This is a genomic window from Malaciobacter canalis, from assembly GCF_008000835.1.
Taxonomy (GTDB): Bacteria; Campylobacterota; Campylobacteria; order Campylobacterales; family Arcobacteraceae; genus Malaciobacter; species Malaciobacter canalis.
Window position 1 is genome coordinate 277442 of record NZ_CP042812.1, and the last position, 17659, is coordinate 295100.

Consider the following 17659-nt stretch of genomic DNA (forward strand, 5'->3'; position numbering starts at 1 on the left):
AGGTTAGTAAAATATAACTTATATGTAATTAATAAACAACAAAAATATATAAAATCTAAATTATTTAAGTAATAAAGTTACAAAAAACTTAAAAATTTATCTATTATAAATATTTTTGTTTAATTTTTATATAATAGATAAATTTATATTAAAAAGAGTAATTATGCGAAAAATATTTAATGAAGTTGCTTCTTTAGACAAGAAATGTTATGAAAAATTTTCCTTAAATGAAGAGTTACTAATGGAGCATGCAGCATTAGCTTTAAAAAAAGATATAAAAAAAAATATTAAAGCTTTTGATTCAACTGTTTTAATAGTTTGTGGAGTTGGAAATAATGGAGCTGATGGAGTAACATTGGCAAGATTATTACAAAATGAATATAAAAATATACATATATATATTCCTTTTGAATTAAAATCACAAATGGCAATACTTCAATATAAAAGATTAAAACTTCTAGGTTTAAATTTTATAAAAGATTTAAATAAAGTAAAAAAAGTAGATTGCATCGTAGATTGTCTTTTTGGTAGTGGCTTAAACAAGCCTTTAAATGAGGAAACAAATACAATAATAGACAAATTAAATGAATTTAATTCATATAAAATTGCTTGTGATATACCAAGTGGGATTGATAATAAAGGAGTAATCAAAACTACAGCTTTTAAAGCAAATAAAACTATAACAATGGGAGCTTTGAAGCTTTCACTTTTTACAGATTCTGCAAAAGAGTATATTGGAAAGTTAAAAGTTGCAAATCTTGGAGTCTCAGATATTATTTATGAAAATGACTCAAATATGTTTTTACTTGAGAAAAAAGATTTAAAGCTTCCTTTTAGAGATACTAAAAATTCCCATAAAGGAAGTTTTGGTCATGCTTGCGTAGTTGTTGGTTGCAAAAAAGGTGCAGGAGTTATTGCAAGTAGTGCAGCTTTTAATTTTGGTGCAGGACTTGTAACAGCTATTGTTCATGAAGAGTTACAACTTCCATACTACATTATGCAAAGTCATAAGTTACCTTCAAATGTAACAGCTATTGCTCTTGGAATGGGACTGGGACTATATGATAAAAATGAGTTAAAACAGATATTAAATACTAATGTGGCAAAAGTTATTGATGCTGATTTATTTTATGAAGAGTTACTCCTTGATTATTTAAATCAAGAGATTATTTTAACGCCACATCCAAAAGAGTTTTGCTCTTTATTAAGTTTAGCAAAGCTTGCAGATATTAATATTGATACTTTACAAAATAATAGGTTCGAATATGTAAAGATGTTTTGTAAGAAATATCCTAAAGTAACATTATTATTAAAAGGTGCAAATGTTATAATTTGTCAAAATGATAAACTATATGTAAATACATTAGGAACATCAGCTTTAAGTAAAGGTGGAAGTGGAGATGTATTAAGTGGACTAATTGTAGCTTTACTTGCTCAAGGATATAACTATTTGCAAAGTGCAATAAATGCATCTTTAGCACATACTTTAGTAGCAAAAAAATTTCAAGGCAATAATTATGCTTTAACCCCAAAAGATTTAATAAAAGGAATAAAAAGTTTATGAAACCTATATTAGTACAAACAACAACAAATAGTATAAAAGAGGCAAAAAAGATTTCAAAAATATTGTTAGAAAAAAAGCTTGCTGCTTGTATTCAAGTATCTAAAATAGACTCTTTTTATGTATGGAAAGATGATTTTTGTGAGGATGAAGAGTTTCTTATAAGTATCAAAACTAAAAAAGAAAACTTCGAAAAAATTGAAAGGAAGATTAAAGAATTACATAGCTATGATGTGCCCGAAATTATAAGCTTTAAAATTGATAATTTAAGTAAAGAGTATAAAAAGTTTATATCTCAAAGTTGTTAAAATAAATATATTGTAAAGGAAAAAAACAAAAATGAGCGATATTTTAAAAATAGGGAAGTATGAATTTAATAGTAGATTAATTGTAGGTTCTGGGAAGTACGATAGTTTCCAAACAACAAAAGATGCTACATTAGCAAGTGGAAGTGAACTTATTACTGTTGCAATTAGAAGAGTAAATATTACAAATCCAAATGAAGAGAATTTACTAGATTATTTTAAAGATACAAATGTTCAGTTATTACCAAATAGTGCAGGGTGTTTTACTGCACAAGAAGCAATTACTACATTTAGACTTATGAGAGAAGCTACAGGAATTGATTTAATAAAATTAGAAGTTATAGGTGATGCTGATAAAACTTTATATCCTGATGTGATTGACACAATAAAAGCTTGTGAAGTTTTAAAAAAAGATGGCTTTACAATTATGGCATATACAAATGATGATCCAATTATTGCTAAAAGATTAGAAGATGCAGGTGCAGATGCAATTATGCCATTAGCAGCTCCTATTGGTTCTGGACTTGGAATTCAAAATAGATATAATATTGCATTTATAAAAGATGCAGTAAAAGTTCCTGTTATTGTTGATGCTGGAGTAGGTTGTGCAAGTGATGCAGCAATTGCAATGGAATTAGGAGCAGAAGCTGTATTAACAAATACTGCAATAGCACAAGCAAAAGATCCTTTAAAAATGGCAGAGGCTATGAAACATGCAGTTATTGCAGGAAGAATGGGCTATAAAGCTGGAAGAATTCCTAAAAAACCTTATGCCACTGCAAGTTCTCCTGTTGATGGATTAATTCAATTTTAAATAATTTTTTGGACTTCTTTAAAAAAGAAGTCCATTTCTATATAAAGCAACAATAAATACAGCGCTACTCATAGACAATAAAACACTTTTTGTTTTATACATGATATAAATAGTAGCAAACCCTGCAAAAATACCAATTATCCCAATTTTTATTATAGAAGGAACAATTAAAGCAATTAATAGTGTTGCAGGAATTGATTCTAAAAAAATATCGATATTTTTAAATTTTTTTAGTTTATTAGATAAAAGTAATCCTGAGACTCTTAAGGTGTAAGTACCTATTGCAACAAAGAATATAATAGTTAAAATATCATAACTACTCATTACAACTTCCTTTATTTAAATATACATATAAAAAAGAACCAGATAATGCAGAGATTATTATATAAGACATATTTGGTATAATTTTTTCAAAAATAACTGCAATAAAAGCAGTGAATAAATAAATAACTAAATCATTCTTTGTTTTATACATACTTGTTATTATTGCAGTAAATAGTGCTAAAAATGCAAAATCTAAGCCAAATAATTTTGGATTTGAAATAAACTCACCAAAATAGTATCCACTTAAAGTTCCAAGAAACCATACTATAAATATACATAATCCTCCTCCCAATAGGAAATATACACTTAAGTTTTGATCTTTTTTACTCATGGTTATTGCCCATGATTCATCAGTGACAAAGTGCATAATAAAAGCTTTTTTTCTCAAACTACTATTTCTAAAAAAATCATTTAAAGATGCTCCTATTAAAAAGTACCTAAGATTAATAAGTAAAGCACTCCATATAATAATAGAAATATTTATTGGATTACTTAACATATCAACAATTAAAAATTGTGCAGATCCAGCAAAAATGAAAATATTCATTAAAGCTAACTGTAAAAAACTAATACCTTTTGAAGTACAGATAATTCCAAGTACTGCACCATATGTAAAAACACTGACGCTAATTGGCAAATTTGCCATAAATCCATTTTTTAATTCATTTTTCATACTGTAAGATTAGCAAAATAGAATATTTTTGTATTGTATGAGCTTGCTAATTAAAAAATTTTTTGTATTCTCCTGGCGTTAAACCAGTGATTGCTTTAAATCTTTTGTTTAAATGACTTTGATCATTGAACCCACACATATATGCTGTATCAATTAAGCTAATACCTTTTTGTAAAAACTGTTTAGCTTTTTCGATTCTTATTAGCATCAAATACGCATGAACTGAGACAAAGGTATGCTTTTTAAAAAGTCTAATAAAATGATACTTAGATATTCCAAACTCTTTTGATATATCATCTAAGCAAATTTGCATGTAAAAGTTATCATGTAGATAATCTTTCACTTTTTGTATTAATAGGTGGTTAGATGGTAGCTCAATTAAGTTAATTGCTTTAGAATTTATTTGTAAAATAGAGTTTATGATATCAATTAATTCACACTCCCATGTAAGTGTATTAATATAAGGAATATTGTCATGATTAATTAAGAAAGATAATCTATTGTAGATGTGTTCATTATTAAAGTGAAAATCACGAAAAGATAATTGTTTTTTAGAAAAATTATATTTAAGTATTTCATTAATTGTTTCAGGCTTTAAATATAATGAACGATGTTTATACTCATTATTATTTGCAATAGCACAAGCATGCACTTCATCTGGATTTATTGTGATTATTGAAGATTTGTCAAATTTATGATTAAAACCTTTTAAAAAAGCATTCATATGACCTTTTTCAATAAGACTAATTGTATACTCTTCATGTACATGTTTATCATAATTGAAATTATTAAAATGACCTTCATATATAATAATATCTTTGTTAAGTTTTGGTTTTGAGAACTTTATGTTGTGAACTATTTTATTTGACTTTTTCATAATAATAAATTATATCAGGAAAAATTAAAATAGTATTGTATAAAATTGCTATATTATCAAGGCAAAATTACAAATTTCAAAAAAAAATGATTTTTTTTAAAAAAGCCCTTGACAAATAAAAAAAAATATAATATAATTCCGTCCACTTTTTGAGAGAAACAACTTAAAAAGTAAACTTGTCGGGGCGTAGCGCAGTCTGGTTAGCGCACCTGGTTTGGGACCAGGGGGCCGGAGGTTCGAATCCTCTCGCCCCGACCATCTTAGATTTTTTATGGTAGGTATAGCTCAGTTGGTTAGAGCATCGGGTTGTGGTTCCGAGGGCCGTGGGTTCAAATCCCATTACTTACCCCATTTATTATATTAATGCGTCCTTAGCTCAGCTGGATAGAGCAACGCCCTTCTAAGGCGTAGGTCATACGTTCGAATCGTATAGGGCGTACCACTTTGCGGATGTGGTGAAATTGGTAGACACGCCAGACTTAGGATCTGGTGCCTCACGGTGTGGAGGTTCGAGTCCTCTCATCCGCACCACTTATAACATACAACAAACCCCCATAAATACACACTTTCAACCCCTTTGGGAAACTTTTGAGAAACTTAATCAAACTGAGAAACTTTTAAAGAAATTATCACTCTATAATCAAAAATATTTACTTAACAGAAATGGAATCTACTACTTTGTGATTAGAATTGATAAATCAACCATTGTTAAAAAATCTTTACATACATCTAACCTCACTTTAGGTATTATTTACAAATTAAAAATATTGGTTAGGTTGGAAAAGATGGGTGTAGGTGATAAAGGTTATACATCTTATATAGGTAAGAATTCTTTGAATTTGGTTGCAGAAAATGAAGAAGAAGAAAAATTACTTAAAGAGATTGAAAAAACCATTGTAAATAAGGTTAAAAGGTTAAAAAGAGATAACTATAGTGTAAGTATTGAAACTGATGAGATTAGAGATACTAACACCCTTAAAAAACTTACTGATGAATATATTTCTTATAGAGGTAAAGTTAAAACATCTGATAAAGTGATGATGAAGTTTAAACAATCTATTGAATTCCTACTTATCTTTTATGGTGAAAAAAGATTGGTGAAAGATATTACATCTAAAGATAATATGGATTTTCAACTATTCTTACTATCCATTCCCCAAAGATGGAAAAACAAAAAAGAATTACAAAATAAAAATCTAAAAACCATCTATGATAAATCTCCACAGATGTTTGATAAGTATGAAAAACTCAATGTTTCTACTGTTAATGAGATTCTAAAAAAAGTAATCACTATCTTTGAGTTCTTTGAAGAAAATACCTATATCCATAAAAATCCATTTAAAAAAGTATCTAATGGTATAAAAAGAGTTACTACTGAAAAAAGAGAATTTAAAGAGAGTGAATTAAAGAGTATATTCTTTTACTTAGAAACAAAAGATTTGATGGAAGAATATAGATATTTGAAATTTTTACTATATAGTGGATTGAGAAGAGAGGAGGGATTGATAGTTACTATAGGTAATATTGATTTTGAGAAATCTCTTATGGAAGTGTATGGTAAAAAAACCAAAAATTCTAAAAGAATTTCTATCATTCATAAAGATATTATTGATGATTTAAAAATACAAATGAATAATAAAAATAGTGATGATTATCTCTTTTTTAATGTGGATTTAACAACCAAATACAGAAGTGAAAAGGTTGGTAATAAACTCAATGGATATATTAAAGAGGTAGTTGGTGATGAAGTTAAGAAAAATGTGGATTTACATAGTTTTAGGAAGAATTTTTCTCAGATTATCAGTTTGAGTGGATTATTTACAGAAACAGAGATGAAAACTCTAATTGGACATTCCACAAAGGGTGATGTAACTGATACCCACTACATCAGAGGTAAGAGAAATTGGAAAACACTCAAAGAGAGAATGGATAAGGTGGATTTCTCTGATTGTTTCCCAAACTCAGATTTTCTACCTATGTAGGTAAGGGTTTATGAAACCCTTACCTTTGTTAAATCAATTTTTGAAAAATCAACTGAATTGATTTTAGTTTTCATACCCATAAGATACTGATGAGATTTTTCCCAAAGTATATCTCTGAATTCAATAGATACATCATCTTCATCATCATTGATGATACCTACGATAGATGGGTGTAACTTTACATCAGATGGAAGATACTGAGGTAAAATATGTAACAGATAGTTGATGAAATCTTCTTCATTGATACTGAAACATCTTTCATTAGGTTTCAAATCTGTAACATTGATTTTTTGAGAAGAGAAGATTTTTTTCTCATCAGATAACTCATAGTTTAAAACATCTGTAATATCAATTGATGATAAATCAATACCATTAATAGTATCAATCAAAATAGAAACATACTCATTGAATTTTCCACTTACTCCAAAAAAAGTAGTGATAACAGTCTCATCATCAATATGAAAAGTGATAGATGAAGAAAACTTCATCAATGGATTTATTTCATAGTTATCACCAAATTTTCCTATTAACTGATTTAAACCTAATAGAAGATTTAAACTTTCTTCACTACCATCATTAAAACCACAATTATCAAAATATTTAAAATCTATCATTTTTACATTTTGAAATATTGGGTTAATTGGTTTATCTACATCTAACATTTTCCATAGTTGATTTTTATCAACATATAATTCACCATCAATATACTTTGTAAAAACTTCAGATGAAGATGTAATTGTGTTAAACAATAGAGTAGTATAATCCTCTCCATAACCATTAAAACCATACTTACTACAAATAACAGTAAACTTTTCCATAATAAAACCTTTCACAAAAAGGGATTAAAATTTAGAGATAGTATCTATCTCTTTCCCTTTCATACCTTTATTATATAAGGTTAGTGAATCTCTCTAAGAGTCAATAAATTATGGTTATCAATCAAAATCATCTCCAAAATAAACAATATTAAAATTCCTTTTTATCCAATCAATTAGTATAAAATTTTCACAGTTGATGGAATCTTTCATAATCATCAATGTAGTAAGATTATTTCTATCTAATGATTGAAAATCTATATCATCATAGTATTGGTTATGTAACTCATTGTAGTAGTTGAGAGTATCACTCTCTAATCTATCTGTATCTATATTATTATTTTGTTTAAACTCATTGTATCCACTATAAAAGTATTCAAATAATACAGATGATTCTAAAATATTGATTTCATCCTTACCATTGTTTATCTCACTCAAAAGATTTTTCAAATTTATCTTTGATACATCATCACCTATATCCACATCTTTAAAATCTAAATATGTTTCAATTAAAATATTTTTTACTATTGTTGGTAACTTACTCATTAGTTTATCCTTTTTATATTTGGGTTATTTGGTTTATTTGGAATAATTGGGTTATTTGGGATAATCATCTCAACAAACTATTTCTTATATCATCAGATGTAGGGTTGATATAGTTTAAAGTTGTGGAAATGTTTTTATGTGAAACAAAGTGTTGGATAATCTTTGGATTAATACCATTCATACCCATCTCAGTTATAATCCCCTTTCTAAAACTATGTGATGAATAATTTTTACCTAACACCAACTGTATCAACTGATTAAAATCTTTTGTAAAACCAATGGGATTGAGATTGTTTCTTACAGAGTTTCTTTTATGAATGAAATATCCATCCATATCAGTTTCACCATCAATCAATTTCTTTAAAATTTTTATAGATTTCTCACTTAATGGAATGTGTCTGATAATATTTTGTTTTTTAACAAATACAGATAACTCACCTTTTTGTATTCCATCTTTAATATCTTTTATTTTAATATCTAAGATTTCTGATACTCTCATTCCACTCATATATAAAATCTCTAAACTTCTCATCCATTTTACTTTTGATGTTTCAAAAGTTTCTAATCCATTTATATATGATTTTAGTATTTTGTATTCTCTCTCTAAAATTGGTTTAGAATTTTTAACACTACCTTTTTTTCTACCACACATAATTTACTCCTAAAAAGTATTAATTTTTATCATCCTACCGTAAAAAAATACCTTTGTGAAGGGGTTTTGGAGAGTTTAGAGAAGTGATTCCCTTAGGTAAGGGAATCTTATTAAAATGATTGTTTTAATATGTTTGTGATACAAATGGAATAGATACTTTTTTAGGTAAGTCTTTTTTAAACTGAATATCTTTATTCATATATATAGAATTTATAGTCACACCAAAACCATTAAACAAATCCAAATGGAATATGATTGTATAATCTCTAAATTTCATCAATGAGTAATCTAATGGGTCAAAACCATTATAATACATCTGAGTTTCATAAACTACATCATTGAATAACTCAATTCTATCTTCAGAAAATAGATGTAGTAATTCATTTGTGATAAAACCTATATCAAAATCTGTGATACCAACCTTATCCAACTTCTTACCATTAGCAAAATCATAAGTATTATAATTTACAATTGGATTTACATAAAATGTATCACTATATATAAAATCTAAATTACTGAATTTTTTCATTGTTAGTGAGTTAAAATCTCTAATTTCATTTATTTCTTTTTCATATAAGTAATCTGAAATACAACCATCTTTTTTAGTGAAGTATTCAATATCATATAAATAAGAATTAGAATCTAACATTTCAACTACTGATTTGTAATCAATATATAATTTATCATTTCTCAATGTTGTTTTTAATTTACTCTCTGAAATTAATTTATCTACATCATTAACACCACAATCTAATAACTCACACACACTTTCTGTTCTTAGTAACATAGTAATCCTTAGTGTTTAAATTTTAAGATGAAAGTAACACTAATTCTTTCACCTTTAGTTTGTAGATTGGATTGGTTTCCCTTTCCTTTCATACCTTTATTATATAAGAGTGGTGAATCTAAATAAGATTCACTTTCCTTTATCTCCTACCCAATTTAATTCTCTTTTTCATACCTCTGATTTTTCCACTTTGGAGTTTATTTTTTTCAGATGTATTTTTCTCCAAAGTAGATAAACTTTTTTCAGATAGTGGTGGATACATTTTTTGATATTCACTCTGTAACCATCTCTTTGTTTTGGAGAATGATTTTTTTGATACAAATACAGTTTTTCCAAACTTTACTGTTTGGAGTTTCTTATCTTTAAATATTCCATCTGTATCATCTATTAAGGTATTCATTGATACTGAGTAACCCAATGGGTGATATACTCCACTCCTATTGTTGATACACATATCATATACACCCATATCAATAAGTTGTTTACTACACTCTTTGGTTAAGAGATAATCATCTCTATTAAATTTTTTTTCAAACTGTTGGATAGAAGTTTCTTTAAAGAGGATACATCTACCCTTTTTTTCCCACTCTATAGTATTGGTATCTCTTAGATAAGTGATAACCTTATTTGGAAGTTTCAATCTTTTTGATAGTTGAGTTTGATTTACCTTAGGGTAAATCCTTTTGTTGTGTATCTGTTGGTGTAGGTTGAGTAGATTGTTTGTAAGTATATTTTTTTGAGGTTATTCTCTTTTTGATTTTACTTATATCTAAAAACTTACCTTCTCTATCTCTTACATTTACATCTAACACATAACATAAACTATACAGATACACTTTTTTATTTTCTATCTGTATCTCATTGTTTTTTGATTGTTTCTTTTGGAGGATTGATTTGATTGTTTCCATCTCACCATCATCTAAACTAAATCCATTATCAGTAATATTTTTAATAGTAGTATCAACCACAACAGATTCATTATTACTCATAGTGATTATCTCATTACAGATTGTTTGTGATACTGTTGATAACTCATCAAATGTTGATGGTGTTAAATTTATTTGTTTCATAGGTTTCCTTTTGTGTTTGTTTGTATAATAATTATAGTGGATGGGTGAATCTTAGATTGATTCACCTATCTAAGATACCTTTTGAAGTAAACTCAATAAAATTGAGTTGTAATCAGAGTTGTTTAGTGGTTTCTTTTTCTTTGATACTTTTGATATAGATGGTGTAGGTTTAGATTTGATTACACCTTTAAAGTGTTTGATTGTTTTCACAACACTATCTTTTTTAATCATCATAGGTGATACACCATCAACCACATCTAAGTATCCAAATTTTATGAGGTTTTTAACACTCATAGGAAACTGATTTGTCACTCTCCTATAATTACATTTAAGAGTTTCATCTTTATTAGAAAATCTTTTGAAAATATCTTTGATACCATTGGTTTCTAACATCACTTTAGTATCACTAAGAGATAGGTAATCATTTGTGTTGATTGAGTTTAGAAATGATGTAACAGAGTTTTTATCATACACCCAAACACCCAATCTCTTTTTTCTTTTCAATCTACCACTATCAGAAAGATTATTTAATCCAATTTGATTTATGAATGGAATCAACTCCAAAACCTCTTTGTTTGTTAATGAAAAATTAGTAATTTTCATTTAGTATCCTTAGTGTTGAATTTTAAAGAGTAAGTATCTCTTTCTCTTTGTATATAAATTATATTGGGTTAGTGAATCTCCCTAAGATTCGGATATTTAAGGTTGGTGTTACCCAACCTTTTTACTACCCCTTTCAAAACTATCAATCCAAATCATTTTGTATTGAGGGTTACTCCTACTACCATAAGGTTGATTTCTCCAAAATCCATTTACAGTATGGGGAGAATTTGTATGAGGTTGATAATATCTGTTATTTGATGGTGTATGTTTGTTTGGATTGAACTCTTCAATAAAATCATCATATGTATAATGTTTGATGGTGTTATCTTTGATATATTTCACAAAATACTTATCAATACTCTTATCTTTATTAATTAAAGAAAACTGACCTTTTAGAAGTGATTCAAAGAGTTTTTTACTACTTTTTTTAATAATAAATGATGAATTTATAAACTTAGTATAGTTTCTATCTACAATATAAAATCCATCTTTCATTCCTCCAACATTTCTCACAGAGATAATCTCAAACTCTTTGAATAATTGTGATGTAAACTGATTACACCAATCATCATCATTGTAGAAATCTAAACAGTTGTGATAACCACATCTGTAATTCTTATCATTTTTGATACTATTGATTACATACTCTAACTCATAACTCTTTTTATCTTTATTTACAAACATAGTGTTCCTTTTAATGTTTTGATTGTTAGGAGTTAAACTCCACCTCTTTTCTCTTTATATTTTTATTATATAGGGTTAGTGAATCTTAAAATGATTCACTCCACAACTCTTTCCAACCAAAGAGAAAATCCCATCTGATGGGTGTTTTCCCTTTTTGTACTCATATCTTACAAACATTGTGAATCTCTCTAAGAGTCGGTTTTTTGTTCAACCTAAATTAACGAAAAAGAGGGTAAAATCAATAACTATTTTTTATATATTTTGAGAGGGTTTAGGTATGGGTAAAGAAAAAAAGAAAAGAAAAATTATAGGTAGAGAAGTAGCACACCATAAGGATGAAAAATTCACTATATATTCAAAAGTTTTGTTATTTTTAATAGAGAATCCAAATAAATCATTTACAAATACAGACATTAGAGAAAAGATAAGTTGGGAAGAATTAGATTACAAAAAAACATCCTTTAGAAATATGTTTAATAGGTGTATTGATTTCTATATAGAAAGTAGAATACTAATTAAATTAGTAACTTTTAAAGACAACAATAATAAAGATATTGAAGTTCTTATTATTAAAGATGACTATGATAGAGAAGAGAGACACTACTATATTGAATTTAATGGAAAAACAGAAAAAATAAATCCACAAAATACAAAAGTTAGATTATATGATAAAGAGATAGATGGTATTGATGAAAATGGTGAATACTATGATGATGATTATGTTGTAGATTTACATATACCAAAAAGTAGAGATGGTAGAAAAAGATTATGTGAAACAGTATCATCTATGATAACTACTATACCTAATGTAGATATATATTCTCCTACACTAAAAACAGTTTTAGAATCACAATTATTTGGTTTCAATACAGATTTTGTATCAAATACAATTGGTAGAGTTATTCTCAAACATCATAATATTCAAAATAAGAGTAATGAAACAAATGGATACCCATTAGATGTAATTATGAGTATTATTCATTCTAAACTCAATGTAGATGTAAAATTTGAAAACTTTGGAAATACAATCCAATTAAAAAATACAAAGATTAAAAAAGTAAGTATCAAAGAAAATGGATTTGATATTCACTTTGATAACTTTATCTCTCAAAACCAATCAGATATAAAACAAATACTTTCAATTGAAAATTCATCAGAAGATGGATTAAGAGATGATATTAAGAAGTTAGAAGAGATGATAAATGAATTACCATCAGATGATAAAGAGAAGATTACTAAATTAATTGGTGAAGTAACTCCATCAATGGATTTATTTGAGTTTTAAAATAAAGGAAAAAAATGAGATTAACTGAAACATATGATAATTTGATAGAAAAACTAAGAACTAAAGAAGAATATTTTGATGAGAATGGAGATTTACTTAAATCAAAAGTGATTTATGAAGCTCAAAATGATAGTGAAAGTATATTAGAAGTTTTACTATCAGATGAAAAACTAACAAATACATATTTTAAAACTGTAAAAGATACGAAAATATTTTTAAAAGAAAAATTTATAAATACAATAAATCACAAAGAGTTTTTCCCATCATCATATACATCATATTTGAATTATATTGGATTATCAGATGGAACAGATTATATAAAGAAATCTAAAGATGTAGTATTAAACTTTCCATACAAAGATTGTATTTTAGAGGGTGGACAAAGTAAAGAAGAACAATCACTTAAAGAATTTTTCTACAATGAAACATTAGCTAATGATGAAGTGGATAGACTACTGCACCCAAAAGTATTTACAAATATAAGAAAATATACAAAAGATGGAATGGAAGAAAATCCAACATTTCAACATACTGATAACTTATTAATAAAAGGAAATAATTTAATTGGATTACATTCATTAGTAAAAAGATATGAGAGTAGGGTTAAGTTAATATATATAGACCCACCTTATAATACTGGCTCAGACAGTTTTGGTTATAACGATAAATTTAATCATAGCAGTTGGCTAACATTTATGAAAAATAGATTAGAGGTTGCAGAAAAATTATTAGATAGTAATGGATTTTTATTTATACAGATAGACGATAAAGAAGCTGCTTACTTGAAGATTTTAGTAGATGAAATATTTGGAAAAAATAAATCGAAATTTATTGCTGTAAAAATGGCTGAACCAACTGGTGTTAAGATGACACATACAGCAAAAAGTGGTGTTCTTCCAAAAACTAAAGAATTGATTATTGGAGTAGGTAAAAGTGGTTTTAGAAAATTAAATATTGAGAAAATTCCAAAAAATAAATGGGATGATGAATACAAATACTTCATTAAAAACATAACAGAGGAAGAAGTTGAAACTATTAAATCTATTATTGATAACCCTAAAAGAACTGAAAATGAAGTAGAAACAGTTGATACAATTTTGTCCAAAATAGAAATTACTAACATTGAAAATATTTTTAGAGAGTTGTCTGTATCAGATGATGAGGAAAAAAAAAGATATAAAGTTGATAATAGTTGGAGAATAGTTAGGACTGTGGCTACAACAGATAGTGCTAAACAACTTTCAGATTCAAAAAAAGAAATTAATAAAAATCAATTCTTTTCAATTCAAACTTCACAAAAAAAACTTTATATAATTAAGTCAGATTATGATTCATCTATATCACAACCTCGTATCAAACTTTTGTTTGCAGATGATTATTTAACTAAATATGTTACAGATTTTTGGGATGACATTAAAACAACAGGTTTAGGAAATGAAGGTGGTGTAGATTTTCCTAAAGGGAAAAAGCCAATCCAAATCTTAGAAAGAATTATTAAAATGGCTACAAATGAAAATGATATTGTATTAGACTTTTTTAGTGGTAGTGGTACTACTGCTGATGTTTCTATGAGTTTAAATAGACAATTTATAACATTAGAACAATTAGATTACATTGAGAATCTTCCATTACAAAGAATACAAAATAGGTTTGAAGATTTAGATAGTCCATCTTTCACATATATGGAATTAATGAAAAACAATCAATCATATATAGATACTATAACTGAAGTTACTTCATCATCTCAACTGATTGAAATAAAAAATGAATTAAAAAATTCTAATTTTATTAGATATGAAATTAAAGATGAAAATCTATTTGATGATAAAAATCAGTTTGATAGTTTACCAATGGATAAGCAAAAAGAAATACTGATAAAGATATTGGATAAAAATCATCTCTATGTTAATTATTCTGAAATGGATGATTCTCAATTTAATATATCAGATGAAGTAAAAAAATTCAATAGAGAATTTTATGAGGTTAAGTGATGTATGATTTAGATTACTTATTCAAAGAATTTGAAACTAAAAAAACAAAAAAAGATTTAGAGAAATTAAGAAAAGAGTATGAAGATATAAATCCTTTCTTTTTATCTCAATTAAATCAATCACTATCACTTCGTCCATATCAATTAGAAGCTATTAGTAGATTGGATTATGTAATTGAGAATGATGATGTGTATTTTGAAGATAAATCAAAACATATTTTATTTAATATGGCAACTGGTAGTGGAAAAACACTACTAATGGCTTCAAATATTTTGTACTTCTATGAAAAAGGATATAGGAATTTTATTTTCTTTGTTAATAGAGATGTTATTGTTAAAAAAACAAAAGAAAATTTTGTAAATATCCAATCAGATAAATATCTTTTTAGAGATGAGATTATACACAACTCTCAAAAGATAAAGGTAAAAGAGGTTACATCATTTGAAGAAACTAATGATGATGAAATACAAATCATATTTACAACAATTCAAAATCTACATTTAAAATTAAATACTCCTACTGAAAACCAAATTACATATGATGGTGTAAAAGATTTAAAAATAGTATTACTATCAGATGAAGCTCACCACTTACAAACTGCTACAGTAAAATCTGAAATTGAACAATTAGAAGAAGAAGAAAATGGATGGGAATCTACTGTATCAAAACTTTTAAAACTCAATAGAGATAATATATTATTAGAATATACAGCTACAATAGATTTAGATAATGAAAATATCGCAAAAAAATATGAAGATAAAATAATTGTAAGATATTCATTAAAGGAGTTTAGGGAAGATAAGTACTCAAAAGACATATCACTTTTAAAATCTGATATGAGTAAGGATAAAAGAGTTTTATCTGCATTATTACTTTCATATTATAGAGAAAAAGTTGCTTTAGATAATGGAATGAATTTAAAACCATTAATACTAATTAAATCATCCAAAATAAAAGATTCCCAAAGTGATATGGAAGATTTTTTAGATTTAATAAAAAATCTAACTGTATCAGATATTGAATATTTCAAAGATTATGATAATCCACAAATACAAAGGGCAATTACATATTTTGAGAAAGATGAAGATTTTACTTATGAAAATCTAATCTCTATTTTTAAATCAAATTTTGTTGATGAAAGTATCAGAATAATAAATAATAAATCAGTTAATGAATCAATTGTAAGAGAGTTAAATGAATTAGAGAATAACTCTATAAGAGTTATTTTTGCAGTTAATATGTTAAATGAAGGATGGGATGTATTAAATCTCTTTGATATAGTAAGATTAGATGAAACTAATAGTAGTAAAAAAGATACTGTTATTAGTGATAAACAACTCATTGGTAGAGGTTGTAGAATATTTCCCTTTAATGTAGTTGGTAGAGAGAGATTTCAAAGAAAATTTGATGAAGATTTAACTAATGATTTAAGAGTGTTGGAGGAATTCTATTATCACTCTAAAAATAATGACAAATTTATTAACTCACTCAAAGATAACTTAGTTAAAGAGGGATTGATTGATACAGATGAAATTGAAATTGATGTAAAACTCAAAGATGATTTCAAAGAAACTGATTTTTATAATGATGAGTTTGTATTCAAAAACTATCAGATAAAGAAAGATAAAACAAAAGTTGATTTTTTTGATGATTATGGTGTTGAAAAAAGATATGAATTTGAAATTGATATTAAAAAGATTATAACTGATAACCCATTTTTAGAAACAGAGAGTTATAACTTTGGAGATGTGGAGAGTAAGAAGATTACTATATCAAAAAGGGTGTATCTAAAATCATTATCACTTAATAGTTTTTTCTTTTTTAACAATCTCAAAAAATATCTACCAATAGAATCTATTGATAAATTTATTGATGATTATATTTCTCAAATTAGTATTTACCTAAACAATATTCCTAAATCATTTGATTTAACTTCACTACAACCAAAAGAGTTATTGGAAATATCAAATAATCTATTTAAAGATATTGAAAAACAGATGAAGAAAAGATATACAGATGATATTGGTAGTAAAGAATTTGAAAGAAAACCTATTAAAGATATTTTCAAAGATTTTAGAAGAAAATTCAAACAACTACCATCTGATACTGATGGAGAGGGACACTCAATTGAGAAACACTCTAAGAGAGTATCAATTAAAGATGAGAATTGGTATGTATATGATAATTGTTATGGTACATCAGAAGAGAAGTACTTAGTTGGTTTTGTGAATGAATTAATAAAAGAGTATCAATCAAATACAGATAAAGAGTTTGAATATTTTTATTTAGTTAGAAATGAAGGTGTGTTAAAAACATTTGGATTTAAAAATGGAAAAGGATTTGAAACTGATTTTCTTATATTCTTCAAACATTCAAATTCAGATTTAAAATATCAACTATTTGTAGAACCTAAAGGGTGTCATCTGATACAAAATGATAAATGGAAAGAAACAGATTTTTTAAATGAAGTTCAATCAGTATTTGATACAAACAATAAAATTGTATATGAAACTGAAAATTATAGATTGGTTGGATTACCTTTTTATAATAATTCAGATTGTGATGGTAATGATGATAAAAAAACAAAAGAAGTGTTTGAGAATATGATTAAAGAGATTATAAATGGATAAAAATTTAGAAAAAGTTAAATCAATTCAAAAAGATAAAATGGATAGCCTTAAAGCATTAAA

Annotated in this window: 18 protein-coding genes and 4 tRNA genes; 11 read left to right on the forward strand and 11 right to left on the reverse strand. The window is 26.5% G+C overall.

Features of this window, described 5'->3' with window-relative positions; translation table 11 throughout:
- Positions 1-163: 163 nt before the first annotated feature.
- Genes ACAN_RS01360 through ACAN_RS01370 form a run of 3 tightly spaced genes read left to right on the forward strand, consistent with a single transcriptional unit; the run spans position 164 to position 2680 of the window.
- Positions 164-1564: an NAD(P)H-hydrate dehydratase gene (locus ACAN_RS01360; protein ID WP_099334995.1), complete on the forward strand. Its 1401-nt coding sequence runs from the start codon at positions 164-166 to the stop codon at positions 1562-1564.
- Entirely contained in the window at positions 1561-1869 is a 309-nt protein-coding gene (gene cutA, locus ACAN_RS01365; RefSeq protein ID WP_099334994.1) for a divalent-cation tolerance protein CutA, read from the forward strand. The genes ACAN_RS01360 and cutA overlap by 4 nt, the downstream gene beginning before the upstream one ends.
- Positions 1870-1900: 31 nt before the next feature.
- Complete coding sequence (locus tag ACAN_RS01370) at positions 1901-2680, forward strand: thiazole synthase (RefSeq protein ID WP_079578855.1); 780 nt, start codon at positions 1901-1903, stop codon at positions 2678-2680.
- Positions 2681-2698: 18 nt separating this feature from the next.
- Here ACAN_RS01370 and ACAN_RS01375 read toward each other — a convergent pair whose 3' ends face one another.
- Genes ACAN_RS01375 through ACAN_RS01385 form a run of 3 tightly spaced genes read right to left on the reverse strand, consistent with a single transcriptional unit; the run spans position 2699 to position 4554 of the window.
- The gene (locus tag ACAN_RS01375) at positions 2699-3004 is read right to left on the reverse strand and encodes an AzlD domain-containing protein (protein ID WP_099334993.1); all 306 of its coding nucleotides are present in this window, start codon (positions 3002-3004) and stop codon (positions 2699-2701) included.
- Complete coding sequence (locus ACAN_RS01380; RefSeq protein WP_099334992.1) at positions 2997-3677, reverse strand: AzlC family ABC transporter permease; 681 nt, start codon at positions 3675-3677, stop codon at positions 2997-2999. The genes ACAN_RS01375 and ACAN_RS01380 overlap by 8 nt, the downstream gene beginning before the upstream one ends.
- 46 nt (positions 3678-3723) lie before the next feature.
- Positions 3724-4554: an AraC family transcriptional regulator gene (locus ACAN_RS01385; protein ID WP_099334991.1), complete on the reverse strand. Its 831-nt coding sequence runs from the start codon at positions 4552-4554 to the stop codon at positions 3724-3726.
- Positions 4555-4734: 180 nt separating this feature from the next.
- On the opposite strand from ACAN_RS01385, the gene ACAN_RS01390 reads away from it, so the two are divergent.
- The 5 genes from ACAN_RS01390 to ACAN_RS01410 all read left to right on the forward strand — a co-directional run bounded on the left by ACAN_RS01390 (position 4735) and on the right by ACAN_RS01410 (position 6536).
- Positions 4735-4812 (forward strand) — tRNA-Pro (locus tag ACAN_RS01390).
- A 16-nt stretch (positions 4813-4828) separates the two neighbouring features.
- Positions 4829-4905: transfer RNA gene (locus ACAN_RS01395), tRNA-His, on the forward strand.
- A gap of 14 nt (positions 4906-4919) precedes the next feature.
- Positions 4920-4996, forward strand: a tRNA-Arg gene (locus ACAN_RS01400).
- 4 nt (positions 4997-5000) lie between these two features.
- Positions 5001-5085, forward strand: a tRNA-Leu gene (locus tag ACAN_RS01405).
- Between the two features lie 149 nt (positions 5086-5234).
- Positions 5235-6536: a tyrosine-type recombinase/integrase gene (locus ACAN_RS01410; RefSeq protein ID WP_129587512.1), complete on the forward strand. Its 1302-nt coding sequence runs from the start codon at positions 5235-5237 to the stop codon at positions 6534-6536.
- A gap of 8 nt (positions 6537-6544) precedes the next feature.
- On the opposite strand, the gene ACAN_RS01415 is transcribed toward ACAN_RS01410, so the two are convergent.
- The 8 genes from ACAN_RS01415 to ACAN_RS01450 all read right to left on the reverse strand — a co-directional run bounded on the left by ACAN_RS01415 (position 6545) and on the right by ACAN_RS01450 (position 11693).
- The gene (locus ACAN_RS01415) at positions 6545-7354 is read right to left on the reverse strand and encodes a hypothetical protein (protein WP_099334989.1); all 810 of its coding nucleotides are present in this window, start codon (positions 7352-7354) and stop codon (positions 6545-6547) included.
- 117 nt (positions 7355-7471) lie between these two features.
- Positions 7472-7897: a hypothetical protein gene (locus ACAN_RS01420; protein WP_099334988.1), complete on the reverse strand. Its 426-nt coding sequence runs from the start codon at positions 7895-7897 to the stop codon at positions 7472-7474.
- Between the two features lie 64 nt (positions 7898-7961).
- Entirely contained in the window at positions 7962-8549 is a 588-nt protein-coding gene (locus tag ACAN_RS01425; protein ID WP_099334987.1) for a tyrosine-type recombinase/integrase, read from the reverse strand.
- A gap of 124 nt (positions 8550-8673) precedes the next feature.
- Complete coding sequence (locus ACAN_RS01430) at positions 8674-9336, reverse strand: helix-turn-helix domain-containing protein (protein ID WP_099334986.1); 663 nt, start codon at positions 9334-9336, stop codon at positions 8674-8676.
- A gap of 139 nt (positions 9337-9475) precedes the next feature.
- A complete protein-coding gene (locus tag ACAN_RS01435; protein WP_099334985.1) occupies positions 9476-9976 on the reverse strand; it encodes a hypothetical protein in 501 nt (166 codons plus the stop codon).
- A 28-nt stretch (positions 9977-10004) separates the two neighbouring features.
- A complete protein-coding gene (locus ACAN_RS01440) occupies positions 10005-10406 on the reverse strand; it encodes a hypothetical protein (protein ID WP_099334984.1) in 402 nt (133 codons plus the stop codon).
- 69 nt (positions 10407-10475) lie between these two features.
- The gene (locus ACAN_RS01445; protein ID WP_099334983.1) at positions 10476-11009 is read right to left on the reverse strand and encodes a hypothetical protein; all 534 of its coding nucleotides are present in this window, start codon (positions 11007-11009) and stop codon (positions 10476-10478) included.
- Between the two features lie 108 nt (positions 11010-11117).
- Positions 11118-11693 (reverse strand): hypothetical protein, encoded by a 576-nt coding sequence (locus ACAN_RS01450; protein ID WP_099334982.1) that lies wholly within the window; start codon positions 11691-11693, stop codon positions 11118-11120.
- Positions 11694-11970: 277 nt separating this feature from the next.
- Between ACAN_RS01450 and ACAN_RS01455 the strand changes: the two genes are divergently transcribed.
- The 3 genes from ACAN_RS01455 to ACAN_RS01465 are packed head-to-tail and all read left to right on the forward strand — an operon-like array spanning position 11971 to position 17599.
- Entirely contained in the window at positions 11971-12978 is a 1008-nt protein-coding gene (locus ACAN_RS01455) for a hypothetical protein (protein ID WP_099334981.1), read from the forward strand.
- Between the two features lie 14 nt (positions 12979-12992).
- Positions 12993-14969: a site-specific DNA-methyltransferase gene (locus ACAN_RS01460; protein WP_099334980.1), complete on the forward strand. Its 1977-nt coding sequence runs from the start codon at positions 12993-12995 to the stop codon at positions 14967-14969.
- A complete protein-coding gene (locus ACAN_RS01465; RefSeq protein WP_099334979.1) occupies positions 14969-17599 on the forward strand; it encodes a DEAD/DEAH box helicase family protein in 2631 nt (876 codons plus the stop codon). The genes ACAN_RS01460 and ACAN_RS01465 overlap by 1 nt, the downstream gene beginning before the upstream one ends.
- Positions 17600-17659: the final 60 nt, after the last annotated feature.